Genomic DNA, 25,003 nt, shown 5'->3' with positions numbered 1-25,003 from the left:
GGTTTGATCGACACCCGTCGATCAAACCCGAACACCTTCGTTTTACCTGGGATCGACCACGTCCAGCGCCCGGTTCGCCAGGAGCTGGCCCAGTTCAATCAATTGTTGCAGGCCCAACGCAAAATGCCGCCGGGAACCGTCCAGCTCGAACGCAGGTCACCGGCCATGACATTGGCGCAGGCCAGGGTTTCGCTGAGGTTGGCCAACAGGCTCTCTGCATCCACGCCTTGGACAATAGTGAACAGTTGGCCTGGGGCAGGTTGCTTGTCGGGCGGATTGGGTTTGGGGTTCAGGTAGGAATCGATAACGCGTTCGGCGTTGGCATCGGCGGCGATGTCCAGGTGCAGCGGTGGGACGGGTGGGTCTGGGATGAGTTTGTCCATGGGTACTCCTAACGTAGGTGGGAGCCGCCACGTTCGCTGCTAAACGAGGGGGTGGCAGCCGCGCGCAGGTTAGCAGACCGGTACGTTAGGAAACCGGCGCACCCGAGGATGCCCTGCGCACAGCCGCCATAAGCATTCAGGCAATAACGATGCCTGCACTCATGGGATTGCCATGCGCCTAACGTGACTTCCGAGCTGCTAAACCCGACCGCTGAATGGACAGCGGCAAACACAGGCTAGACACCGAAATCAGCAGGCGCAAGAGGTTGGGATTTTCTAGGAAATGTCCTGCAAGTCAATGGGAAAGGTACCGGTACAAAGTGTTTCGTCCTGTGTGCTTCAACCATGTGCGCGGTGTATCGAGGCAGACGAAACCACCTGACGCGACGCCGGCACCACATAAACTATTCTTCACCCCAGCCCCCAGGTTTACGAGGTAAAGTCCCTTCGCTCATTCAAGAAACTAAGGTTTTAGCCCGCTCCCCGCGGGCTTTTTTTTGCCTGAAATTCCATTCCTCGACCGCCTCTGTCGCCGCGCCGGGACGAGCGGCGAAATGCCGACGCCAAAAAAAGTTTTCAGATCTCGACGCTGCCGCCGATACAGCCCTGTTCACTTTTTTTGCTGGCTTAACAACAACAATCTTCCAGCCAACCGACGATCAAGCAGCACAACGTTCCTGGAGGAATTTGATGAATAGCTGGTTTGGCAACATTAGCGTCAACATGAAACTGGGCCTGGGGTTCGGCCTGGTATTGGTCCTGACCGGTATCCTGGCCTTGACCAGCTGGACCAGCCTGGGCGGGCTCATCCAGCGCAGCAACTGGATGAGCGACATCACCCAGCTCAATGCCGGGCTGACCAAGCTTCGCGTCACACGCCTGCAGTACATGCTGACCAACGGCGACGAGACCGCCGCCCAGAGCGTACAGACTGCCCTCGATGGGTTCCTGGCGCAGCAGAACGCCCTGCTCGCCAGCTTCAAGAGCCCCGAGAACGTCAGGCTGCTCAAGGAGCAGAACGCAACCATCAACGCCTATCAAGGCTCCCTGAACAAGATGCGCAGTGCCTACCGCACCGGTAACACGGCCCGTGAAGTCATGTCGGCCAACGCCGAGACCGCCTACAAACTGATCGAGGCGATCAACACCGACGTCCAGCACATGGCCCTGAGCGACGAGCGCTTCGAGCAGTTCCAGGCCATCACCCAGGCCAAGCAGGCATTCATGCTGGCCCGCTACGAAGTGCGCGGCTATACCGCCAACAGCAACGCCGACACCGAGCAAAAAGCCCTCAACCAACTGGACACGGCCATTGCCGCCCTCAAGCCGCTGAACCTGCATTTCGCCAGCACCCGCCAAGATGAGCTGCGCCAGCTGGAAAGCGCCCTGGCCCAATACCGCGGCGCGGTACAGGCCTTCAAACTGGCCAACGCCGATGTGGTGCAGGCGCGCAAGGAAATGACCGAGCAAGGCGCCACCATCGTCAGCCTGAGCGAGCAGCTGTACCAGATCCAGCTCGACCGCCGCGACGCCGAAAGCGCCCAGGCCCGCACCCTGCAACTGGTCAGCACCCTGCTGGCCTTGCTGGTGGGCATCATCGCCGCCGTGGTCATCACCCGGCAGATCACCCGCCCACTGAGCGAAACCCTGACGGTGGTCGAGCGCATCGCCAACGGCGACCTGTCCCACACCATCGTCGTCACCCGTCGCGATGAGCTGGGCGTGCTGCAACAAGGCATCGCTCGCATGGGCGTGACATTGCGCGACCTGATCAGCGGCATCCGCGATGGCGTGACCCAGATCGCCAGCGCCGCCGAGCAGTTGTCCGCCGTCACCGAGCAGACCAGCGCCGGGGTCAACAACCAGAAGGTGGAGACCGACCAGGTGGCGACCGCCATGCACGAAATGACCGCCACGGTCCAGGAAGTGGCGCGCAACGCCGAGGAAGCTTCCCAGGCCGCCGCTGCCGCCGACGGCGAAGCCCGTGCCGGCGACCAGGTGGTCAACGAAGCCATCGCCCAGATCGAGCGCCTGGCCAGCGAGGTGGTACGTTCCACCGACGCCATGACCATGCTGCAACAGGAAAGCGACAAGATCGGCAGCGTCATGGACGTGATCAAGTCGGTGGCCGAGCAGACCAACCTGCTGGCCCTCAACGCCGCGATCGAAGCCGCACGGGCCGGTGAAGCCGGTCGCGGCTTCGCGGTGGTGGCCGATGAAGTGCGAGGCCTGGCCCAGCGCACGCAGAAATCCACCGAGGAAATCGAAGGCCTGGTGGCCGGCCTGCAGAACGGCACCCAGCAAGTGGCGGCCGTGATGAACAACAGCCGCAGCCTCACCGACAGCAGCGTGGCCCTGACCCGCAAGGCGGGCGCGTCCCTGGAAAACATCACCCGCACGGTGTCGAACATCCAGTCCATGAACCAGCAGATTGCCGCGGCGGCCGAACAGCAAAGTGCCGTGGCCGAGGAAATCAGCCGCAGCATCATCAACGTGCGCGACGTGTCCGAACAGACCGCCGCCGCCAGCGAGGAAACCGCCGCTTCCAGTGTCGAGCTGGCGCGGTTGGGTAATCAGTTGCAGATGATGGTGAGCCACTTCCGGGTCTGATCCCGGCAAGCGCCCGTTTACCCAAGGGAACGGGCGCTTCTCTGAAGGAGTGGTTCAGGCGTTCCAGGGATCGATGACCTCAAGACCTGGGAAGTTGAAGTTCCTGGTATGACGAGTGGCTGCGCGCAGGCAACGGCAACTCAACGCCCTCAGCGCACCGAATCCACTACGGATACGGCTGCCCAGCCCACCCGCAGCGCTCACCGGCGCCAGTGCGCCCCAGGATCAAACCGGCCTCTTGCTCCATGGAGCGGCCGTTGTGGGCCGCAGCCAGGCGCAACTGTTCCTTGACCTTGTCATCGAGGTTACGAATCGTGATGCTGGCCATTTCGCCTCGGCAATCAATGAAATCATTGATTGCGGGCCAGGCTATCGCCAGCCGGCTAGTCCAGACCTCTACACACTGATCCCGTTGGTGAAGACCAGCCGGTTGCCGAACGGATCGACCACCGCCATGTCCTGGGTGCCCCACGGCATGGCCTGGATGTGTGGACGGGCGAAAGGGTATTGCTTGGCCAGCAGTTGTGCCTGGAAGGCTTCCAGTTCGTCGGTCTCGATGCGCAGCGCCGAGCCCGGCGTGCAATCGCCGTGGTGTTCGGACAGATGCAGCACGCATTCGCCGCGCGACACTTGCAGGTACAGCGGGAAGTCATCCCCGAAGCGGTGCTGCCAGTCGACGGTAAAGCCCAGGAAGTCGACATAGAATGCCAACGCCTTGGTTTCATCGAAGATCCGCAGGATCGGGGTGGTTTTACCAAAGCTCATGGGGCGCTCCCTGGCTGAAAAGACCCAGTGTAGATGGGTTGACCCTAGTGCTTCGGCCTCGGCCCCGGCTTCTTTAGTGTCGTAGTGCCATTATTGTGACGCCAATCAAACATTATCGGCCGTCTACACGCCATTCCATGGGCCGAAACCCTGGCGCAGATCGCCCTCGCGCGCCAGGAAGCGCCCCTGGCGACGCCCGTTTGCCTGCCCTTGGCGATAACTCAGGACACCGTTGACCCACACGCCATCGATTCCTTGCGCGGCCCGTTGCGGTTCGTTGAAATCGGCGACGTCACGAACGGTTCTTGGATCGAACAACACCAGGTCCGCCCAATATCCCTCGCCAACGACGCCACGCTCCTTCAGGCCGAAGCGCGCCGCTGAAAGGCCGGTCATCTTGTGCACGGCGGTGTGCAGGGGAAACAGCCCGACGTCGCGGCTGAAATGCCCCAATACCCGTGGGAAAGCGCCCCACAGGCGCGGATGAGGAAACGGGTCCTCGGGTAGCCCGTCGGAGCCGATCATGGACAGCGGATGGGCAAGGATGCGGCGCACATCGTCTTCATCCATGCCGTAGTACACCGCGCCGGCCGGTTGCAGGCGACGGGCCGCCTCCAGCAGCGAAACGCTCCACTCGGCGGCGATGCCCGCCAGGTCGCGCCCGCCCATGTGCGGATGGGGCGTCGACCAGGTGATGGTGATGGGGTGGGCATCGGTCACTTGCTTGAGGTCCAGGGTCGAGGAGCTGGCGGCGTAGGGATAACAGTCACACCCGACCGGATGGGCAGCGGCGGCGTTTTCCAGCGCGGTGAGCACCTGCGCACTACGCCCCCAGTTACCGGCGCCGGCACATTTGAGATGGGAAATGATCACCGGACTCTTCGCATGCCGGCCGATCCGGAAAGCTTCGTCCATGGCTTGGAGCACCGGCTCGAATTCGCTGCGCAAGTGCGTGGTGTAGACCGCACCGAACGCGTTCAGCTCTTCGGCCAGTTGCATGACTTCATCGGTGGAGGCGGCGAACGCGTTGGCGTAGGCCAGGCCGGTGGACAAGCCAAGCGCGCCGCCCTGCAGGCTTTCGCGCAATTGCTGGCGCATGGCGGTGATCTCTTGCGCGCTGGCGGTGCGCAACAGGTCGTCCAGATGGTTGCTGCGCAGTGCCGTGTGCCCCACCAGTGCCGCCACGTTGACCGCTGGCATGGCCGATTCCACCGCTGCGCGGTAATCACCGAAGCTCGGATAGCAAAACGCCGCGGCGGTGCCCAGCAGGTTCATCGGGTCCGGCGGATCGCCGCGCAAGCTGACCGGCGCGGCGCTGATGCCGCAATTGCCGACGATGACCGTGGTCACGCCCTGGCTGAGCTTGGGCAGCATGTGCGGCTGGCGGATGACCACGGTGTCGTCGTGGGTGTGGACATCGATGAACCCCGGCGCCAGCACGCGGCCGGCGGCGTCCAGCTCCTCGATGGCCTGTGCGTCGGACAACGCACCGATGCGTTCGATGCGACCGGCGCGAATCGCCACATCGGCGTGGTAGCCGGGGGTGTCGCTGCCGTCGATGACCAGCGCATCGCGGATGAGTGTGTCGTACAGCATGTCAGTCTCCCAGGGGCAGATCGTCGTCGCCGCCACGGTAATCGTCGAGGGCGAGCTTGACCCGCCGCAAACGCTCTTGATTGTCTTCGGGATGAGCCAGGGCCAACTCGGTGGCAAGCACGTCGATGGCCAGCAGCATGCCGTAGCGTGCGGCCGTGGGTTTGTAGATGAACGAGGTCTCGGCGCTTTGCAGGGGCAGCACCACGTCTGCCAGTTGCGCCAGGGGCGAGTCGGCGCGAGTGATGGCCAGGATCGCGGCACCGTAGCTGCGCGCCAGCTCGACGGCCGCCAGCAATTCCGGGGTGATGCCGGTGAGCGAACAGGCGATGACCAGGTGTTCGTCCCCAAGCGAGGTGGCCGTGATGCGCATCATCACCGGGTCGCGACACGCGGCAATCGGGTAGCCGAACCGCACCAGCCGCACCTGCAGTTCTTCGCTGCACAGTGCCGACCAGCCACCGAGCCCGAACGCATGGACCATCCGCGCCTTGCCCAGCAATCGCACGGCATCGGCAAAGCGCGACTCTTCGAAGGCCGACAGGTGCCGACGCAGGGTCGACTCGATGTCGCCGACGATCTGCCCATAGAATGCCGACTGTTCGGGGGCGCCGGCCGGGTCGAGAAACCGGCTGCCGACCCCGCTGGCCTGGGCCAGCTGCAGGCGCAGGTCCCGCAGGTCGCGGCAACCGACAGTGCGGGCGAAGCGCGACAGCGTGGCGCTGCTGACCTCGGCGCGCTGGGCCAGTTCTTCCAGGCTGGCGGACGCGGCGAAGCCTACGTCATCGAGCATCAGACGGGCGATTCTTCCTTCGCCGGCGCTGAAGAAATCCTGCCGGGAGCGGATCTGGTAGAGGATGTCCATGACGACTCCTGTGTAGGCTCTGTACGAAAAGCCCTGATACTCGTTCATGCTGCGTTGAAAACGGCCTCGCAATGCGCGGCGATCAGAGCAGGCGCGCAAGACCCAGTGTCAGGACGAACGCGACCAGGGAGATGAGCGTTTCGAGCACCGTCCAGGTCTTGAAGGTCTGGGTGACGGTCATATTGAAGTATTCCTTGATCAGCCAGAAGCCACCGTCGTTGACGTGGGAAAAGATCACCGACCCGGCCCCGGTGGCCAGCACCAGCAGCTCGGGATGGGGATAACCCAGCCCGATCGCCACGGGTGCGACGATGCCCGAGGCGGTGGTCATCGCCACCGTGGCCGAACCGGTGGCGACGCGCATCAACGCGGCGAACAGCCAGCCCATCACCAGCGGCGACAACTGGAACGCCTGGGCCAGCCCGACAATCTGTTGAGTGACCCCGGCATCCACCAGGATCCGGTTCAAACCGCCACCGGCGCCCACCAGCAAGGTGATGCTGGCGGTCGGTGCCAGGCACTCATTGGTGAACTTCAGGATCGACTCACGGTTGAAGCCCTGGGCCAGGCCGAGTGTCCAGAAACTCAGTACCGTGGCCAGCAACAGGGCGATCACCGAGTTGCCGATGAACTGCAGGAACTGGTTGAAGCCACTGCCAGGGGTGGAGATCAGGTTGGCCCAACCACCGATCAGCATCAGGATGACCGGCAGCAGGATGGTCCCCAGGGTGATGCCGAACCCCGGCAGGTTGGCGCGCGGCTCACGTTCGAGAAACTGCCGTTGCAGCGGGTTGTCGGCGGGCAACGAAATGCGTGGCACGATAAAGCGGGCATAGACCGGCCCGGCGATGATGGCCGTGGGAATGCCGATCAGGATCGCATACAGCAACGTCTGCCCTACCGAAGCCTGGAACGCCTGCACCGCCAGCATCGCCGCCGGATGGGGCGGGACCAGGGCATGCACCACCGAGAGCCCGGCCACCATCGGCAGGCCCACCATCAGGATCGACACGCCGGCACGACGGGCCACGGTGAAGGCAATGGGCACCAGCAACACGAACCCCACTTCGAAAAACAGCGGCAATCCCACCAGGAAGGCGATGCAGACCATCGCCCAGTGGGCGTTGCGCTCTCCGAACCGCTCGATCAGCGTCTGCGCCATACGCTCAGCGCCACCGGACTCGGCCATCATCTTGCCGAGCATGGTGCCCAGGGCCACCACCAGCGCGATATGTCCCAGTGTCTTGCCGACACCCGCCTCGTAGGCCCCCACTACCGCTGTCGGGGGCATGCCGGCCAATAGCGCCAAGCCGATGGACACCAGGGTAATCACGATGAACGGGTTCAGACGATAACGGGCGATCAGAACGATCAATGCAATGATGGCGATGGCGGCGTAGACCAACAGCCAATAACCGAAAGCAGGTGCCATGCGCTACTCCTCGAATGGGGTCACGTCGATGTGTTGTGAAACTCATAAATCATTTCAACGAGGAGTTTTCAAACTCACTGAAAGTAATTTTCGTGCACAGACAAGAAACGTCGCTGATGGACATCGCAACGCAGTCCTCATGAAAATCCCGCGCCGGACTTTCATGCAGAACCATTCGTGTGTGGCGAGGTGATTCATCCCCTCGCCACACACGGCTGGCCGCCCCGCACTCAATTCCGTACCATCCGCATCGGTCGATCGCTCCCACGCTCGCGCGTGGGATGCCGCCAGGGACGCTGCGCGTTCCGCTTCTACTGTTTTGCATCATGCCCGGTAGCCGACGCTCCACCGGCGCCCACTCAGGTAATCCATGAAACCAGCACGTCTTCGCGCCGACATCCTCGCCGGCCTCACCACTTCTTTCGCTCTGCTTCCCGAATGCATCGCCTTCGCCCTGGTGGCTCATCTCAACCCGCTGATGGGGCTGTATGGCGCGTTCATTCTCTGCACGCTGACCGCGCTGTTCGGGGGGCGGCCGGGCATGGTGTCGGGGGCGGCGGGGTCGATGGCGGTGGTGATCGTCGCACTGGTGGTCCAGCACGGCGTTCAGTACCTGCTGGCCACGGTGCTGCTGGGCGGCTTGATCATGATGGCGTTCGGGCTGTTGCGGCTGGGCAAGCTGGTGCGCATGGTGCCTCATCCGGTGATGCTCGGTTTCGTCAACGGCCTGGCAATCGTCATCGCCCTGGCCCAGTTGGAGCATTTCAAGCGCGGCGAAACCTGGCTCAGCGGCGCCCCGCTGTACTGGATGATCGGCCTGGTGACGCTGACCATGGCGATCGTCTACCTGCTGCCACGCCTGACCCGCAGCGTGCCGCCGGCCCTGGTGGCGATCCTGGGTGTGGGGCTGGCGGTCTACCTGCTGGGCCTGCCCACCCGGACGCTGGGTGACATGGCGCACATCGCCGGCGGGCTGCCGGTCCTTGCGTGGCCGGACATTGCCTGGAACCTGGAAACCCTGCAGATCGTGCTGCCCTATGCGGTGATCATGGCGATGGTCGGCCTGCTGGAAACCCTGCTGACCCTGAACCTGACCGATGAAATCACCGAAAGCCGCGGCTATCCGGACCGCGAATGCGTGGCGCTGGGCGCGGCGAATATCGCGTCCGGCCTGTTTGGCGGCATGGGCGGTTGCGCCATGATCGGCCAGACGGTGATCAACCTCAGCTCTGGCGGTCGCGGCCGCTTGTCCGGGGTGGTGGCCGGGGTGATGGTGCTGCTGTTCGTGTTGTTCCTGTCGCCGTTGATCGAGCGCATTCCCCTGGCCGCACTGGTGGGGGTGATGTTCGTGGTGGCGCAACAGACCTTCGCCTGGGCCTCGCTGCGGGTGATCAACAAGGTGCCGAAGAACGATGTGCTGGTGATCGTCGCGGTGACGGTCATTACGGTCTTCACCGACCTGGCCGTCGCGGTGTTGTGCGGCATCATCATCGCGGCGCTCAATTTCGCCTGGCAACAGGCCCGCGAGCTGTACGCCGACACGTATCTGGAGGCGGACGGCAGCAAGCTCTATCGCCTGCATGGCACGTTGTTCTTCGCTTCGACGACACCGTTCCTCAATCAGTTCGACCCGGCCAACGATCCGGCCCAGGTGACGCTGGACTGCCGCCACTTGAGCTTCGTCGACTACTCGGCCATCGCCGCGCTGAAAACCCTGCGCGAGCGCTACGCCAAGGCCGGCAAGCATTTGCGGGTGTTCCATTTGTCCGAGCGTTGCAAACAGATGCTCAAGCGCGCGGGCGTGCACCACGACTGAGGCGCTGGCAAACCCGCCAAGGGCGCGACCCTTGCATTCAACGCCGTGTGGACTGATACGCCGCGATCACGGGCAGCAACGGTGCCAGGCTAAGGCCGCGAGGCGTAGTCGGCGAGCTTGCCCTGGATGAAATCCAGGAAACACTGGATCCGCAGCGCCAGCTGGGAGTTGCGGTAGTACACCGCGTTGATGGGCTGACGGTATCCGCTGTTGGCCTGCGCCAGCAGGACTTTCAATCGACCGGCCTGGATATCTTCCCGGGTCATGAAGTCTGACAGGCACGCGATGCCCTGCCCTTGCAGCGCCAGGTGGCGCACCGTCTCGCCGCTGGAGGCGCTGATGCTCGCCTGGATCGGCCAGCGATCACCATGGAGATGGCGCAGGGGCCATTGATTGAGGCCATCGTTCTGGGCGAAGCCCAACAGCGCGTGTTCCGCCAGTTCGGCAACGCTGGCCGGCGTGCCATGCCGCTCCAGATAACCAGGACTGGCGAGAATGTGCAGCGGGCTGCAACCCAGGGGCCGGGCATGCAGGGTCGAATCGGAGAGGGTGCCGATGCGGATGGCGATGTCCGTGCTCTGCTCCAGCAGATCGATGATCAGGTCGTTGCTGTTGAGCTCCAGTTGGATGTCCGGGTAGAGGCCGCGAAACTCCTCGATGTGCGGGACGATGGCGTGGAGCATGAACGGTGAAGCGGCGTTGATCCGCAGCCGTCCGGCCGGTTTTTTCTGGCGGGACGACAATCGCTCCTCCAGCGCCTCCATCTGGTCGAGGATGCCCTTGGCCTGCTCGAAGAAATACTTGCCCTCCTCCGTCAGGTCCATGCGGCGCGTGGTGCGATTGATCAGGGTGGTGTCGAGCTTGGCCTCCAGGCGCGACAAGGTGCGGCTGACCGCCGAGGGCGTCTGTCCGACCTGCTCGGCGGCGGCGGAAATCGACCCGCATTCGATCACGCAGATGAACACCTGCAACTCATCGGATCTGGCTTTCACATAGGCCCCTGTCGGCTGGTCGGTTCATGGCGAGGACATCGATCCCTCGCCACAGGATAGCAACGGGACACCGGACCAGGGCAAGGTCAGGCCTTCAGGCCGAACACTTCGCTCAGGTGCTGCTCATAACGCGCCATATCGGCTTCGATGTTCGGGCGTTTCATCACGTCCACGCACAGGAAGGTCGGCAGGCCGGTCATGCCCAGGAACTGGTTGGCCTTGTGGAAAGGGAAGTACACCGCGTCCACACCCTTGGCTTCGAAGAAGTCGGTCGGGTCGTCGAAGGCCTGCTGCGGCGCGTTCCAGGTCAGCGACAACATGTACTGCTTGCCGTGCAGCAGGCCACCGCTGCCGTATTTCTGGGAAGCATCGGAGCGAGTACGGCCGTCATTGGCGTAGAGGCTGCCATGGCCTTGGGTGAAGACTTCGTCGACGTACTTCTTGACGGTCCACGGTGCCCCCATCCACCAGCCCGGCATCTGGTAGATGATCACGTCGGCCCAGAGGAATTTGGCAACTTCCTCCTTGATGTCGTAGCCGCCATCGATGAACGTGGTCTTTACATCCAGGCCGCCACGGTCCAGCACGCTGAGCGCTGTCTCGTGGAGCGTCGCGTTGTAGCGACCGTCGGAATGCGCGAACTGTTTACCGCCATTGAGCAGCAGAACTTTTTTCATGGAGTCACCTCATCGGGTTCCACGGCGTACTGATTGGAAGTCGCCGGATGGAGAGTTGAAAAACGATGGCGGCAGAGTACCGATGAGCCTCGCGCGGAATAAGCACCGCAGCGGCAAAACTCATTTGACTTACAAGCACGAATCCGCGAGCGATTGTTGCCTTAAAATCCTGGGCACTGACCCTCCAGGAGCCTTCCATGAGCCAATTGCACGGTTTCATTCTTCACGCCAAGACTCGCCCGGAAAAAGCCGAAGCCTTCGAAGCGCTGTTCCGGGCCTATGTCGAACCAAGCCGCGCCGAGCCCGGCTGCATCGAATACCACATGCTGCGGGATCGGGAAGATCCGACGCTGTTTATCTTCTATGAGATCTGGGAATCCCAGGCCCACCTCGACGTGCACTCGAACCTGCCGCACATGAAGGCGTTTTTCGAGCACCGTATGGATTACCTTGAGCGCGACTTCGAGATCCGCCGGGTCGACATGCTCAGCCCGTCCTCGGCTAGCCGCTGACCAGCAAGTGGACGCCCAGCGCGCCCAGGCCGACGAAAAACACCCGCCGGAACAGCACGGCGCTGATCCGCCGACGCAAGGCCTGGCCCAGCCACATGCCCAACAGCGCCGGGGCCAGCGCCAGCACCGAAGCGCTCAACTCACCGCCGCCCAGGGCGCCGCGCCATAGCAGGCCGGCGGCCAGTGCGAGCGTCGAAACGGTAAAGGACAGCCCCAGCGCCTGCACCAGCTCATCCTTGCTCAAGCCCAGGGCTTGCAGGTAAGGCACCGCCGGAATCACGAACACTCCGGTGGCGCAGGTGATGACACCGGTCAGCAATCCACAGAGCGGGCCAAGCCACGGCTCGATCCGCGGCGCCACCCGCAGTGTCGGCAGCATCAGCCCGCTCAATGCATACAGCAGCAACGCCCCGCCCAAGGCCCGGACCACCCAGGGCCCGCCCGACATTCCGATCCATAAGGACCCGAGGCCGGTGCCGAGAGAAATCGCCAGCAGTAGCGGCCATAAACGCCCGATCAAGGCGAGCAGATGGCCGCCGGACGCCAGTTGCCAGATATTGGTCAGCGTGGCCGGAATGATCAGCAACGTCGCAGCCTGCACCGGTGCCATAGCCAACCCGAGCAGGCCCATGGAAAGGGTCGGCAGGCCGAGGCCGATCACGCCCTTGACGGTGCCGGCCAGCAGGAAGGTGGCGATGACCAGCAACGACAGCGCCAGGCCCAGGTTCTGATAGAAAACGATGAGAGTGTCCATGGCGCTATCCTGGCCTGCGCACGCCGATTTGGAAATCTGCCATATACTGAGGCAGCCTCTTGCAGGACAAGAGGCAGAGAAGTTCACGCATCTGGCATTTTCGCGAGCAGGCTCGCTTCCACAGAGAAAAAGTGGATGCCCCTCACATGAGGCGCGCGCATCCTGCCCGCGAAGGTGTCCCATCGGCCACCGCCGAACCCGGCAGAGAATCAACGCCCATGCATTTCGACTTCACCGACCTGCGCCTCTACCTCAACATTCTCGACACCGGCAACATCACCGCCGGTGCCAGCCGCAGCCATCTGTCCCTGGCGGCGGCCAGTGCCCGGGTCCGCGCCCTGGAGGCCTCCCTGGGGATCGCCCTGTTCGAACGCGGGCGGCGGGGCGTCACACCGACCCCGGCAGGCAAGGCCTTGGCGCAACATGCCAGGGTGTTGTTGCAGCATGCGGAGCACTTGCAGCAAGACCTGGCTGAATACGCCAAGGGGGTCAAAGGCCGCGTGCGGCTGTTGTGCAACACCAGCGCCATGAGCGAATACCTGCCCGAATTGCTGGCGACGTTCCTCAAGGGCCACCCCAATCTGGACATCGACCTGCAGGAACTGCCCAGTACGCGGATCACCCACGCGTTGCGCCAGGGCGCGGCGGACCTGGGCATCGTCTCCGACGCAGTCGACACCGATGGCTTGCAGACCCGTCCCTTTCGACACGATCCACTGACCTTGATCCTGCCTTCCGGGCATCCCTTGGCGGACGGTCGCGTGGTGAGTTTCAGCGAGACCCTGGCCCATGATTACGTCGGCCTGAACGCTTCCAGCGCCCTGGCGGTTTACCTCGAGGAGCAGGCCCTGCACAGCGGGCTGCGCATGCAGATCCGTATCCGTGCCGACAGCTTCGACGGGGTGATTCGCATGGTGGCCCACGGCGCAGGCATTGCCATCGTGCCGAGGGCCGCCATCGAGCGCCGCACGCCCGCGCCCTCTTACCGATGCCTGCCACTGCAGGAAGCCTGGGCGCAACGGGCCTTGCTGCTGGCCGCGCGCGACTTCCAGGCATTGCCGGCCTACGCCAGGGCGCTGGCCCTGCACCTGGCCGGCGATTGATTGCGTTTCTGGGTAGCCGGATGTCGAGTACAGACAACTGACCCCACGCCCGGGCCTATAGGGTGCTCTTGAGCTTACCGTCCACTGCCCGGAGTCCCTATGACCGCACCTATCACCGTCCTGCGCGATACCCACCCGCTGCCCGTCCTCGACGCTTGCAAGTGGGAAAAGCTCGAAGGCGACCCGCACACCGTCAACCTCAACGCCTACACCAGCGAAGACGGCAGCAAGATCATGGGGACCTGGATCTGCACGCCGGGCAAATGGCGTGTGGACTATGTGAAGTGGGAATACTGCCACTTCCAGGAAGGCTACTGCATCATCACCCCGGACGGACACGCCCCCATCCATTTGAAGGCCGGCGATATCTTCGTGGTGGAACCGGGCATGAAAGGCACCTGGGAAGTGGTCGAAACGGTGCGCAAGTACTTCGTCTTCGCCTGATACCGCTCCGACAGATCCGCGCGTTGCGCTGTGCTCGCCCCTGAGCACAGCGCAACAGGACGCCCCCTATCCCGTGACCTGGATGGTCGCGATCTTCCCGCTGCGATAGGCCTCGAGTATCTGATGGATACTGGACCGGGCCTCTCCCCTGGCCGTAAAGATGCCACCACAGCCGCGATTGGCTGCGGCGTAGCTTTCGTCTTCCATCAATATCCGATGCGCGTGCGGCAGGTTCCAGAAAGGAACGCCGGCAAACAGATGATGGGTCAGGTGATAGTTGTCGCCATGCATGCCGATGAACAACCGCTCGATCCGGGTGGGGAAACGATTGCGGGTCAACTGCACCTCATCCTTGTACACGCCGAACATGCCGAAGTGCTCGGAAATCTCTGAGAACCAGCCGATGACCTGGAACACCGTGAAGTACGGAACCAGCCAGAACAGGACATAGCCCCACGGGCCGATGAAATGGCTGAACAGCAGCAGGATGGCGCCATGAACCGCCAGCAGCTTCACGCCCTGCCAGGGGCTCGCCAGGATGTCCCCGGCGCGATTCTTCACCAGGTAGAGGAAATACTTGTAGGTGTTGACCAGCGTTACGCTCCTGAACAGGTGACGGGACAGGAAGTCCAGGCGATCCCGAGCCTCGTACAAGCCGGATTCGATATAGAACCGGTGATCGGGATCCTTGTCCTGGTCACCCAGGTGATGATGGTGCATCTGCACATGGGAGCGACGGTACGCTTCGTAGTTCTGGAAGATCGGATAAGCCAGCAGGTACTCGCCGACCCACTTGTTGATCACTTTGTTCCGGGCCATGGTCATGTGCGCCGCCTCGTGCAGAAGCGAAGCCAGGGCCCGCTGCCGCGAGCCGATGAACAGCAGCGCCAGGGGATACAGGACGTTGTAGCGATGGCCCAGCAATACAGCCGAAACAATGACCATGAGGTCCGCACCCAGGGCAACCAGCCAGTGCCAGTTGTCTTTCCTGTACAGCGGACGCAAGCGCTGCCTCAGTTCAGCAGCAGGATTGAACCTGTTTACCTCGTTCATCGGAATTCCCTTTCGTACTCAACGTGATCAATACAGGCGACGCCCGCCTGCACGGCCCTCAATCATTTTTCCAAACAATCAGTGCGGTACTTACCAGGCAGTCCACTGCCATGGTTTCTTGCGTTTCATGCCCTCCGGTCATTCAAAGTTGCGACAGTAATGCGATGACTTCATCGATATCCCGGACGCTGTTACTGGCGTTGACGGACAAGCGTACGAAACGCTCATGCCCCTGCTTCAACATGAAGTACGGCGTATGCGACGCATACCCAGGCCAGCCGTTGACGCCGCGCGAGCGCAGGTAGGCGACCAGCTCCGTGGCCGGGCAGCGGGCATGGGTGAAGGCGATGATGCCCTGGTGCTGCGTGCCTGGGGCAATCAGGTTGATGCCGGGCATCGTCGCCAGCCGCTCGAACAGGTTGCGATAGCGTTCGGATTCCGTGCCGTAGGCCTTCGACAGACGCTCCTTGATCGCTTGGTTCAGCCCCACCACGGCGGCATTGTTGCGTTCGGCGTATTCAAAGCCGCGCGCATCCTCGAGCGTCCGATGGACCGTGCCATGCACATCCACGCTGGCCCGTCCCAGATCGGTGAAACGAGGCCGCGCGGTAGCCAGGAAACGCTCGGAAAGAAAGGCAAAGCCCGTGCCCCGTGGTCCGCAGAGGAATTTCCGGCCAGCGGCGGTCAGCACGTCACAACCGATGGCCTGCACATCCAGCGCCAGCATTCCCGCCGACTGGCAGGCGTCGACGAAGTACAGGCAAGGAAAATCCCGCAGCAGGTTTCCCACCGCCGCGATGTCGTTCACGATGCCGCAGCAGGAAGGCACATGGACCACCGAGACCAGCTTGACCTGCGCACTCATGTGCCGGGCCAGCCAGTGCAGGTCCAGGTTGCCATCGGACAGCAACGGCATCACGTCGACCACCACGCCATGCAGGCGCTGCAGCGTAGACAGTGCGATCAGATTGCCCGCGTATTCATAGGGCGTGACCAGAACGCGATCGCCTTCGGACCAGGTCAGCGCCTCCAGCGCGGTCACCCAGGCCTTCGTCGCGCCGTCGAACAGCGCGACGTTGCGTGCAGAAGCCCCCAGCAGGCGGGCGATGTTTTCGTAGACCTCGACGTCCAGGACAGGCGAATGATTCAGCTCGGTCTCATAGGCGCCCGCCTCGACTTCCTCCTGCAAGTAGGCCTGCATCAGACTCAATGTCTCTGGGGACATGATGCCCGACCCCGCAGTGTTGAAATGGATCATCCATTACCCCTTTCGCCTTGAACCCAGGAAATAGAAAACACTGGCCGCGACCACGCACAGCGACAACACATGGAACATCGCCTGGGGCGCATACAGCGACAGCACGAATCCGCACAGCACAGGCCCCAGGGCCGCGCCCAGGTTGGAGAGGTTCTGCGCGCCGTAGTAAACGCCTCGCATGTCCTCCGGCGCGATGTAATCGATGAACAGGTACTCGGCCGGGATGATGATGATTTCACCCACGGTGAAAACGATCATCGCGACCACCCAGGCCATCCAGGCCTGTGCATGAGCGAACCCCATGAGCCCCGCGATGAAGAACGCCATGCCCAGCATCAGCATGCGGAACAGGTTCTTCTGGTGGATCCTGGAGCCGATCAGGTATTGCAAGCCAATCACCACGCAAGCGTTGGTGGTCACCAGGTAATTGATGATCCGGTAGGTGTTCTCGGGGGTGCTGGTGACGATCAGGTATTGCGACAGATAAGCCGTGAACTGTCCGAACACGATGGCACTGAGGACACCTCCGATGGTGAAGCAGACCAGCCGGTAATTGCGCACCAGATGGACCAGCACGCGGGCGAACGGCTGGTTCGTGCGCTCCGTCTGTCCTGCCCGCGGCAGCCGCGCACCCAGGCTGCTGTAGAACGCCACGAACCCCGCGCCGATGATCGCCGAGACCGCGAAGGGCATGCCGGGACTGATCTTGGCGAACAGCACGCCCAGGAACGGACCGATGGCGTAGCCGACGTTGGTCAGGGTGTATTTCATGGAAAACACGCCGCCGCGCTTGTCCGGCGTCACCAGGAAACCAATCCCCGATTTCACCGCGATATCCACCACCGCATAGGACAGGTTCACCACCACAATGGCAATGATGAACGGCACCAGGCTGCCGACCTGGAATGCCACGGCAAAGGCCAGGGCAAACAGGCTCGCGGCGGCCAGCAGGATCCGGTCGTTGGAAAACCTGTCCACCAGGAAGCCGCCATACACTCCCAGAACGGAACTGACGATCAACGCGCCGCCCACCACCAGGCCGATGTCGGTCACGCCCAGGCCGAACGCCTGGGAGAAATAGACCACCAGGTACGGCAAGGCCATGGCCCGGGCAATGGTCAGGACAAATGTTGCCGACAGCAACAACACCACCGGCCTGGTGTAGACCCTGGCTTCCCCCGACACGGTCAGCTCTCCCGACAGGTCCTTCATGCCAGCATGTCCCTGTACACGCCGGGCTCGTCTTCGCGCAGCAGTTCGATGCTGTGCTGAATGGCGGCGCGATCCTTGCCGAGAATGAAGACATGGCCAGGGCAGTTTTCCAGGGAGACGGTTTCCTTGAGCTCACCTTCGTCCTGGATCTTGATGCTGTGCACCCCGGCAATCGCCTTCCACCGCGCCAGCTCCGGCGCCCGCTTGATGAGCCCGGACTGTCGGGCGATCAGGAACACGCAACTGGAGTGGAAATAGAGCCTTTTGCGCGGCCGCTGACGGTAATCGAAGAAGGCCTCGGGATTGACCAACGAATCGATCCACAGGCTCAACTGGTTATGCCCCAGGGCCCGGGTGTAGGCCGACAGGTCGATACCGCCCGGCATGCGTGCGGCCGTCTCCAGCAACACCGGTTCGTCGTCGACGATCATCAGCTCGCTGTGACCGACGCCCTGGCGGATGCCCAGCGCATCGAGCACGGAAAAGATGTACCGCGACAGCCGACTGTAGACATCGGCGTTGTCCACCGGACACATCAGCTGGTTGTAGTCATGCACCGGCGAGTCGCCGATCCGGGTGCGAAAGACGCGGATGATTTCGCTGACATAGTGCTGGCCGTCGACGCTCACGGTATTGACGCAATACTCGATATCCACATCGCTGGACTTGCTCGCCGACAGCTCGGACTTGAAGTCGCAATTGTCCAGGTATTGCTGGACCAGGATTTCATCGTTGTCTTCGAGAAAGAGGTTGCGGCTCGACTTGATGATCTCGAACGCCCGCTCGACTTCGCTTTCCCGCGTGCAGATATGGATGTTGTCCGAGCCGGCGCTCTTGATCGGCTTCAAGACCACGGGCAGGATTTTCTGCTCCTTGATCCAGTCCTGGATCGCCGCCAGCGACCCCGATTTGAAATGCTTGATCGAACGCACCCCGGCCCGTTGCAGGGCCTCATGCATTTCGAACTTGTCGCGCCAGCGAATGGCATGGCTCGGGTCGTTCCGACGCTCGACTTCGAACAGCGCAGCCAGGTGAGCGGCCAGTTCGACACCGAACTCACAACCGGCCAGCACGAACTGCACCGAATATCCGGACAGGGCCTGGCGCAGCTCGGCATCCGAACGGTAGAGAATGTCCTTGATGAAATCGGCGGGACGGAACCAGGGCTTGTAGAACTCGTTGACGTTGGCGGTGGAACGCAGGTGTACGCACTCCAGCCCCCGGGAAATGAAAGCAGGCGCGATCAGGCTGCCGATCGAATAGGCATCGACGATCAGCACGACATTCTTCTTGTAGATCACTTGACCGTCTCCCGGGCCTGGCTCAGGGCTCGCACGACATCCTTGATAATGCCGGCCGCCTTTTGGATATCGTCACGGGTGATGTTGATATGCGGCATGAAGCGCATCTCCCTGGCGTTGTAGGGCAGCCCGCCAACGCCCTGCTGGCGCAGATAGCCGGCGAACTGCACCGGGGCGATCCCCAGGGCGGAAATGTCCAGGGTCACCATGTTGGTGCCCTTGTAGCGGGCCGGCGCTTGATCGATGTCGTCGAGCAGTCGATACAGCAACGCCGCGTGCTCGTGGTCTTCGGCCAGGCGTTCGACGTGGTTGTGCATCGCGTAGAGTCCGGCGGCGGCCATCATGCCGGCCTGGTGCAGGTCGCCCCCGAACCATTTGCGGTACTTCCTGGCCCGCTGTATCAGTTCCAGCGAGCCCACCATGATCGAACCGATCGGCGCTCCCAGGCCCTTGGACAGGCACATGGACAGGAGGTCGGCGTTATCGGTATAGGACGTCACGTCGATGCCGGAGGCGATGGAGGCATGGAGAATCCGCGCTCCATCGAGGTAACGATAGGCCCCGATGCCCTGGGCGTAGGCGAAGACGTCGTTCATCTGTTGCAGGGGAAAGATCGCGCCGCCTTTGCACCCCAGCGTGTTCTCGATGACCACCACCCGGGGCAAGGCATAGTTCTGGCTCCAGCGGCATTTGGAAGCGTAGAGCCTTTCCAGGTCGCTGACATCGAACAGCCCGCTGTCGTGGGTCGATAGCGAGAAGTTGACCCCGGAAAAAGCCGATGTCGAGGCAGATTCATAGAAATTGATGTGGTAGGACGCATCCAGGAAGATCTCATCGCCCGGACTCGTCATGGCCTTGACCGCCAACTGGTTGCTCAACGTACCGCCAGAGGTGAAAAGCGCCGCCTCCTTCTGGAAGTACTGGGCGCAGTATTCTTCCAGGGCTCGTACGGTCGGGTCTTCGCCGAAGCAATCGTCCCCCACTTCCGCCTGATAGATCGCCTTGCGCATGCCTTCCGTTGGCTTGGTGACCGTATCGCTTCTGAGATCGATAAACATGAGGGCTTCCTTAGTAACCTGCGCCAAAGACAATGCGGGAGGGATCGTAGAAATCGGCCAAGGCCTCGAGGACGTTTTCAGGCGACTCCGCCAATCGGTGCAGGAAGTGCAGGTACCAGCTGTCGCCATAAACCGCCGCTATCCGGCAGGCCACCCCCGCCTCCCTGGCTTTGCGCAACGCCTCGGGCTGCACACCGTGGAGCATCTCCAACTCGTGAATCCGGGTGTGCAGGCCCTGGTCGAAGATGCGCTGGATCAGGCCTGGATCCTGGGTCGCACAACTGACCGGGACCCCGGCATCCAGGATATCGGCGAGCAGTTTCAGATAGCGCTCATCAAGTTCCGCACCGCGAGGAAGAGCAACTTCAGGCGCTTCGTTATAGACACCCTTGACCAACCTGATCTTGCGACCATGACCAATGATGGCCGGCAGATCATTTACCGTCCTATGCAAATGGGCTTGAACAGTAAGGCCGACATTTGAATGGTCGGGGGCCAGTTTGGAATATATCTCCAGGATCTTATCGACCGCGGAGGAATGTTCCATGCTGATCATCACTGGAATATTATGTTCCGCAGCGGCGGACAAGATAGTGGCTGCGTTGCGATAAGCAGTTTCCGCGGATATGAGCATACCCACGGCGCTTAAATCGAAACCTAACTGGGGAGTTAATTTGGCCTTGGAGAAAACCTGAATGGATTTCAAGTATTCATCGACAAAGGCCTGGACCACTCGCGGATCATGGTTTTCTTCGCCGACATATTCGACACCCAGCCTGTAACCCTTGTCCCAGAGCAGTTTCAACTTTTCAGGAAGCCCGTCCAGGCTGGACGAAACGATGTAGCGCTGCGCGGCGCGCTCAAATAACCTGAAGAATAACGAGTCCCTATTGAAGGCATCTCGACATTCCTGATTGAGTGCCAATTTTTTTAGGCCGGCAGCCGTAAGTACGCATGTATCCTGCGAAGGCATGGGTATCGCTCCTTGATATGTAGTGCTCGTCCTGAGCGCCGAGTATTGTGCAACGATTTTTGTCTGTCAACCCTCGAATAATAATGGCCCGCTCCAATTCTCCAAAGTTTCATATATATATGAAACTCGGGAATAACGGAGCGAACCCAACATTAAATATTATTTATTACAGCTTCACGAAACATCGGACGCTCATATTGTCCCCGCCGCGGTTCAGGCGGGGACAAGCATCAGGCAATGGTTATTGAGGCTTGCGGTAGCTGTTCACGATGGCCGAGAAATCCTTGCCACCCTCGCCGCGCTGGCTCATCGCCTGATACAGCTGTTGTGCCACCGCCCCCAACACCACCGGTTGATGAGCCTGCCGCGCAGCCTCGGTGGCCAGGCCCAGGTCCTTGAGCATGAGGTCGGCCCCGAAACCGCCAGTGTAGCCACGCGAGGCCGGCGCCGTTTCGATCACCCCCGGCCAAGGGTTGTAGGTATCCGAACTCCAGCAACGTCCGGTGGAACTGTTGATGATGCCCGCCAGCACCTGGGTGTCGATGCCCAGGGCATCGCCCAGGGCCATGGCCTCGCTGACCCCCACCATCGAGATGCCCAGCAGCAGGTTGTTGCAGATCTTGGCGATCTGCCCGGTCCCGACCTCGCCACAATGCACGATGTTACGGCCCATCTGAGCCAGCACCGGCTGCAAGGTGGCGAATAGTTCGGCGGTGGCGCCGACCATGAACGTCAGCGTGCCAGCTGCCGCGCCTCCGGTACCACCCGAGACGGGCGCATCGGCCATGGGCACGCCTTGCCTGGCGGCTGCGGCAGCGACATCACGTGCGGTCTGCGGGTCGATGGTGCTGCAATCCACTGCCGGAGTGCCGGTGGCAATCCCCGCCAGCACGCCGTCCTCACCCAGCCAGACACTGCGCACATGGGCGGCGGCCGGCAGCATGGTAATCACCAGCGCAGCGCCCTGGGCCGCATCGCGAGGCGAGGTGCTGATGGTGCCACCCAGCGCCGCCAGTTCAGCCAGCACCGTCTGGTTCAGGTCGAACAGGTTCAGCGAATGGCCAGCCTTGAGCAGGTTGCGCGCCATCGGGGCGCCCATGTTGCCCAGACCGATAAATGCGATGTTCATGTCCGGCTCCTTAACGCAGGTTGATGGTGGTGTTCACACCGTCATTGATGCTGTCGTCGTCGAACCAGCGGGCGGTGACGGTCTTGGTCTGAGTGTAGAACTGCACCACCTGTTTGCCGTACGGACCGAGGTCGCCAAGCTTCGAACCGCGGGAGCCGGTGAAGCTGAAGAACGGCACCGGAACCGGAATCGGGATATTGATCCCCACCTGGCCCACGTCGATTTCGCTCTGGAATTTACGCGCCGCCGCACCGCTCTGGGTGAACAGCCCCGTGCCGTTGCCGAATGGGTTGGCGTTGACCAGGGCAATCGCCTGATCCAGGGTGTCAACTTCCAGCACCACCAGCACCGGACCGAAGATTTCCTCGGTGTAGATACGCATGTCGGTGGTCACGCCGGAAAACAGGGTCGGGCCGACAAAGTTGCCCTGCTCGAAGCCCGGCACGCTGATGTCGCGACCGTCGAGTTCCAGCTTCGCGCCTTCGTTCACGCCGCTCTCGATCAACTCGAGAATCCGCGCCTTGGCCCGCTTGGAAATCACCGGACCGATGTCGGTGCCCGGCTCGCTGCCCGCATTGACCTTGAGCTTCTGTGCCAGGGCCTTGAGTTCTGGCAGCCATTGCCTGGCCGCGCCCACCATCACCACCACGGAAGTGGCCATGCAGCGTTGGCCCGCCGCACCGAAACCGGCACCGACCAGGGCATTGAGGGTTTGTTCGCGATTGGCATCCGGCAGCACCACGGCGTGGTTCTTGGCGCCCATCATCGATTGCACACGCTTGCCATGGCGCCCCGCCAGCTCATACACATGAGTACCGACCGCCGTGGAACCGACGAAGGAAACCGCCTTGATGTCCTTGTGGGTGCACAGCGCATCCACCACGTCCTTGCCACCATGCACCACATTGAGCACGCCGGCCGGCACGCCGGCTTTGATCGCCAGCTCCACCAGCAACATGGTCGACAGTGGATCCTGTTCCGACGGCTTGAGGACGAAGGTGTTGCCGCAGGCAATGGCCATCGGGAACATCCACAGCGGAATCATCGCCGGAAAGTTGAATGGAGTAATCCCGGCACACACGCCGATGGGCTGGCGCAAGGTGTAGGTATCGACGCCGCCGGCGACGTTCTCGGCGAACTCGCCCATCTGCAGGGTGCCGATGGAACAGGCATGCTCGACCACTTCCAGGCCGCGGAAAATATCGCCCTCGGCATCCGCCAGGGTCTTGCCCTGCTCGGCGCTGAGCACCGCGGCAATGCGTTTCGAATGCTCGCGAATCAATGCCTGGAGCTTGAGCATGATGCGCATCCGCGCGCCGATGGGCGTCAGCTTCCAGGTCTGGAACGCGCGCTGGGCCGCGGCAATGGCGGACTCGACCTCCGTCGCGGTGGCGAACGGGACTTTCGCCAGCACCTGCTGGGTGGCCGGGTTGATGATGTCGTGCCATTCATTGGAGCGGGATTCGACCCACTCGCCATCGATCAACAGTTTGACGGTTTGCAGGGTGGTGTCGCTGGGCGTGAGGGAAACGTTCATGCTGGCCTCCGGATTGTTCTTGTAGGGAGCGCTGTTTCGAGCAAAGGCCAAGGTATGCAGAGACCTTGGTGATGAGACGGTTTTTGGAGTATAGATGTGCAAACTTCTAATAAGAACGCACATAAAAACCGGTCCATCATGCAAAAAAACATCACCTCCCTGGGGTCGCTGAATTGGGACGACCTCAAGTTCTTCCTGGAAGTGGCCCGCACCCGCAAGGCCAGCACGGCGGCCAAACGCCTCGCTGTCGACTACACCACGGTGTCGCGTCGCATCAGCTCGCTGGAAACCTCACTGGGAACGCTGCTGTTTGAAAAATCCCGGACCAACGGTTTCGTGCTCACCGCCGAAGGCCTGCGCCTGCTCAGCTACGCCGAGTCCATCGAGAGCACCCTGCACATGGCCTGCGAGCAGGTTTCGGGGTCTGGCGTCGCATTGTCCGGCCACGTGCGCATGGGCTGCACCGAGGGCTTCGGCAGTTTCTTCATCACGCCGCAACTGAGCCACTTCGTCGATGCCTACCCGGCCATTTCGGTGGACATCCTCCCGCTGCCGCACTTCATCAGCCTCTCCAAGCGAGAAGCCGACATCGTCATCGCGCTCGAGCGCCCCGAACACGGCCCGTACGTGTGTTGCAAGTTGTGTGATTACCGCTTGCAGCTCTACGCTACCCAGTCGTATCTCGATAATCACCCACCCATCCAGCGCCCGGCGGATCTGGGCAAGCATTCGTTCATCAGTTACGTCGACGACCTGGCATTCAGTTCCGAGCTGCTCTACCTGGCGAATGTCCTGCCTGGGGCCAATGCCCATCTGCGCAGCACCAGCGTGATCGCACAGTACGTGGCGGCGCAGCAAGGGCGCTCCCTGGCGATCCTGCCGTGCTTCCTCGCCGCCCAGGATCCAGACCTGCTGCCCGTGCTACCGGAGGAAATCAACGTCACCCGGCAGTTCTGGATGTACTGCCGGGAGGATCTGCGCAAGTTGAAGCGGATCACCTTGTTGTGGGATTACATTCGCGAAGTGACCGAACAGAACCGGTCGCTGCTGATGGGAGACAGCCGGGAGATGGTGTTCGCCGACTAGTCGGCGATGACCACGATGGCGACTCGACGGTTCTCGGTACGCCCGCTGGCCGTGTCATTGGAGGCCACTGGCTTGCTGCTGCCCAGGCCGCGCAGCTGGATATTCTCTTCGCGCATGCCGACACTGGTCAGGACCTTGCCGACGCTGTTGGCGCGCCGTATCGACAATTGTTCGTTATACGCCTGGGAGCCAGATGCGTCGGTGTGGCCATCGACGCGTACCCGTTCGATGCCAGCCCCCAGCAGGGCCTTGCCAATCCGCTCGACGATCTCGGTACTGGCCGGGTTGAGGGTTTCCACGTCGCTGCCGAACAACACCTTGCCCGACAGGCCGAACGCCCAACCCTCATCGGTCAGTTTGAAGCCTTGCTCCTTCAATACGGTGATTTGCGCCGGAGTCAGCCCTTTCGGCGGTGTGGTCTGGCAACCACCCATGGCCAGGATGGCCATG

Annotated in this window: 22 protein-coding genes and 3 pseudogenes; 7 read left to right on the top strand and 18 right to left on the bottom strand. The window is 62.0% G+C overall.

What is annotated here, in order from left to right:
* Positions 1–42 precede the first annotated feature (42 nt).
* Positions 43–383 (bottom strand): annotated as a pseudogene (locus tag BLP99_RS24835) (DUF6124 family protein).
* A 345-nt stretch (positions 384–728) separates the two neighbouring features.
* On the opposite strand from BLP99_RS24835, the pseudogene BLP99_RS27000 reads away from it, so the two are divergent.
* Together BLP99_RS27000 and BLP99_RS26995 are read left to right on the top strand one after the other, a co-directional pair.
* A pseudogene (locus BLP99_RS27000) lies at positions 729–2,087 on the top strand (methyl-accepting chemotaxis protein); the annotation flags it as partial.
* A 42-nt stretch (positions 2,088–2,129) separates the two neighbouring features.
* The gene (locus BLP99_RS26995) at positions 2,130–2,993 is read left to right on the top strand and encodes a methyl-accepting chemotaxis protein (RefSeq protein ID WP_440776639.1); all 864 of its coding nucleotides are present in this window, start codon (positions 2,130–2,132) and stop codon (positions 2,991–2,993) included.
* A 79-nt stretch (positions 2,994–3,072) separates the two neighbouring features.
* Here the strand turns inward: BLP99_RS26995 and BLP99_RS24825 are convergent.
* From BLP99_RS24825 to BLP99_RS24805, 5 genes and pseudogenes are all read right to left on the bottom strand, one after another.
* Positions 3,073–3,321: pseudogene (locus BLP99_RS24825) on the bottom strand (FitA-like ribbon-helix-helix domain-containing protein).
* Between the two features lie 68 nt (positions 3,322–3,389).
* Positions 3,390–3,758 carry a glyoxalase superfamily protein gene (locus BLP99_RS24820; protein WP_072388667.1) on the bottom strand — a complete coding sequence of 123 codons (369 nt, stop codon included), beginning with the start codon at positions 3,756–3,758 and terminating at the stop codon, positions 3,390–3,392.
* Between the two features lie 123 nt (positions 3,759–3,881).
* Positions 3,882–5,354 carry an N-acyl-D-amino-acid deacylase family protein gene (locus tag BLP99_RS24815; RefSeq protein WP_092182033.1) on the bottom strand — a complete coding sequence of 491 codons (1,473 nt, stop codon included), beginning with the start codon at positions 5,352–5,354 and terminating at the stop codon, positions 3,882–3,884.
* 1 nt (position 5,355) lies between these two features.
* On the bottom strand, positions 5,356–6,216 hold the full coding sequence (locus BLP99_RS24810) for a MurR/RpiR family transcriptional regulator (protein WP_072388671.1): 861 nt from the start codon (positions 6,214–6,216) through the stop codon (positions 5,356–5,358).
* 82 nt (positions 6,217–6,298) lie between these two features.
* Positions 6,299–7,648, bottom strand: a complete 1,350-nt coding sequence (locus BLP99_RS24805) for a GntT/GntP/DsdX family permease (RefSeq protein WP_072459569.1) — start codon at positions 7,646–7,648, stop codon at positions 6,299–6,301.
* A gap of 370 nt (positions 7,649–8,018) precedes the next feature.
* On the opposite strand from BLP99_RS24805, the gene BLP99_RS24800 reads away from it, so the two are divergent.
* Positions 8,019–9,464, top strand: coding sequence for a SulP family inorganic anion transporter (locus BLP99_RS24800; RefSeq protein WP_072388675.1), 1,446 nt, complete (start codon positions 8,019–8,021; stop codon positions 9,462–9,464).
* A gap of 89 nt (positions 9,465–9,553) precedes the next feature.
* Here BLP99_RS24800 and BLP99_RS24795 read toward each other — a convergent pair whose 3' ends face one another.
* Both BLP99_RS24795 and BLP99_RS24790 read right to left on the bottom strand, forming a co-directional pair.
* Entirely contained in the window at positions 9,554–10,456 is a 903-nt protein-coding gene (locus tag BLP99_RS24795) for a LysR family transcriptional regulator (protein WP_072388677.1), read from the bottom strand.
* A gap of 86 nt (positions 10,457–10,542) precedes the next feature.
* Positions 10,543–11,133, bottom strand: a complete 591-nt coding sequence (locus BLP99_RS24790; RefSeq protein ID WP_072388679.1) for an NADPH:quinone oxidoreductase MdaB — start codon at positions 11,131–11,133, stop codon at positions 10,543–10,545.
* 197 nt (positions 11,134–11,330) lie between these two features.
* Here BLP99_RS24790 and BLP99_RS24785 point away from each other — a divergent pair, with 197 nt between their 5' ends.
* A complete protein-coding gene (locus tag BLP99_RS24785) occupies positions 11,331–11,645 on the top strand; it encodes a putative quinol monooxygenase (protein WP_072388681.1) in 315 nt (104 codons plus the stop codon).
* Here BLP99_RS24785 and BLP99_RS24780 read toward each other — a convergent pair.
* On the bottom strand, positions 11,635–12,399 hold the full coding sequence (locus BLP99_RS24780) for a sulfite exporter TauE/SafE family protein (protein ID WP_072388683.1): 765 nt from the start codon (positions 12,397–12,399) through the stop codon (positions 11,635–11,637). The genes BLP99_RS24785 and BLP99_RS24780 overlap by 11 nt on opposite strands.
* A gap of 218 nt (positions 12,400–12,617) precedes the next feature.
* Here BLP99_RS24780 and BLP99_RS24775 point away from each other — a divergent pair, with 218 nt between their 5' ends.
* Together BLP99_RS24775 and BLP99_RS24770 are read left to right on the top strand one after the other, a co-directional pair.
* Positions 12,618–13,502 (top strand): LysR substrate-binding domain-containing protein, encoded by an 885-nt coding sequence (locus tag BLP99_RS24775; protein WP_072432057.1) that lies wholly within the window; start codon positions 12,618–12,620, stop codon positions 13,500–13,502.
* A 99-nt stretch (positions 13,503–13,601) separates the two neighbouring features.
* Positions 13,602–13,946 carry a cupin domain-containing protein gene (locus tag BLP99_RS24770; RefSeq protein ID WP_053152030.1) on the top strand — a complete coding sequence of 115 codons (345 nt, stop codon included), beginning with the start codon at positions 13,602–13,604 and terminating at the stop codon, positions 13,944–13,946.
* Between the two features lie 66 nt (positions 13,947–14,012).
* Here the strand turns inward: BLP99_RS24770 and gntB are convergent, their stop codons facing one another.
* The 8 genes from gntB to BLP99_RS24730 all read right to left on the bottom strand — a co-directional run bounded on the left by gntB (position 14,013) and on the right by BLP99_RS24730 (position 23,467).
* Positions 14,013–14,999, bottom strand: a complete 987-nt coding sequence (gntB, locus tag BLP99_RS24765) for a guanitoxin biosynthesis L-arginine gamma (S) hydroxylase (RefSeq protein ID WP_072388687.1) — start codon at positions 14,997–14,999, stop codon at positions 14,013–14,015.
* A 142-nt stretch (positions 15,000–15,141) separates the two neighbouring features.
* Complete coding sequence (locus tag BLP99_RS24760; protein ID WP_072388689.1) at positions 15,142–16,257, bottom strand: aminotransferase class V-fold PLP-dependent enzyme; 1,116 nt, start codon at positions 16,255–16,257, stop codon at positions 15,142–15,144.
* A 3-nt stretch (positions 16,258–16,260) separates the two neighbouring features.
* Complete coding sequence (locus BLP99_RS24755; RefSeq protein WP_072388691.1) at positions 16,261–17,469, bottom strand: MFS transporter; 1,209 nt, start codon at positions 17,467–17,469, stop codon at positions 16,261–16,263.
* Positions 17,466–18,770: a hypothetical protein gene (locus tag BLP99_RS24750; protein ID WP_072388693.1), complete on the bottom strand. Its 1,305-nt coding sequence runs from the start codon at positions 18,768–18,770 to the stop codon at positions 17,466–17,468. The genes BLP99_RS24755 and BLP99_RS24750 overlap by 4 nt, the downstream gene beginning before the upstream one ends.
* Positions 18,767–19,828: a threonine aldolase family protein gene (locus tag BLP99_RS24745; RefSeq protein WP_072388695.1), complete on the bottom strand. Its 1,062-nt coding sequence runs from the start codon at positions 19,826–19,828 to the stop codon at positions 18,767–18,769. The genes BLP99_RS24750 and BLP99_RS24745 overlap by 4 nt, the downstream gene beginning before the upstream one ends.
* Positions 19,829–19,838: 10 nt before the next feature.
* Positions 19,839–20,801, bottom strand: a complete 963-nt coding sequence (locus BLP99_RS24740; RefSeq protein ID WP_072388697.1) for a proline dehydrogenase family protein — start codon at positions 20,799–20,801, stop codon at positions 19,839–19,841.
* Positions 20,802–21,042: 241 nt separating this feature from the next.
* The gene (gene mmsB / locus BLP99_RS24735) at positions 21,043–21,930 is read right to left on the bottom strand and encodes a 3-hydroxyisobutyrate dehydrogenase (RefSeq protein WP_072388700.1); all 888 of its coding nucleotides are present in this window, start codon (positions 21,928–21,930) and stop codon (positions 21,043–21,045) included.
* A 10-nt stretch (positions 21,931–21,940) separates the two neighbouring features.
* On the bottom strand, positions 21,941–23,467 hold the full coding sequence (locus BLP99_RS24730) for a CoA-acylating methylmalonate-semialdehyde dehydrogenase (protein ID WP_092182030.1): 1,527 nt from the start codon (positions 23,465–23,467) through the stop codon (positions 21,941–21,943).
* Positions 23,468–23,605: 138 nt separating this feature from the next.
* Between BLP99_RS24730 and BLP99_RS24725 the strand changes: the two genes are divergently transcribed.
* On the top strand, positions 23,606–24,553 hold the full coding sequence (locus tag BLP99_RS24725; RefSeq protein ID WP_072388704.1) for a LysR family transcriptional regulator: 948 nt from the start codon (positions 23,606–23,608) through the stop codon (positions 24,551–24,553).
* Here BLP99_RS24725 and BLP99_RS24720 read toward each other — a convergent pair.
* Entirely contained in the window at positions 24,550–25,002 is a 453-nt protein-coding gene (locus BLP99_RS24720) for an outer membrane lipoprotein YfiB (RefSeq protein WP_083568919.1), read from the bottom strand. The genes BLP99_RS24725 and BLP99_RS24720 overlap by 4 nt on opposite strands.
* Position 25,003 lies beyond the last annotated feature (1 nt).

Origin of the sequence: Pseudomonas sp. NFACC32-1, from assembly GCF_900101215.1 — a bacterium.
Taxonomy (GTDB): Bacteria; Pseudomonadota; Gammaproteobacteria; order Pseudomonadales; family Pseudomonadaceae; genus Aquipseudomonas.
This window is presented reverse-complemented; position numbering and strand designations above follow the sequence as displayed.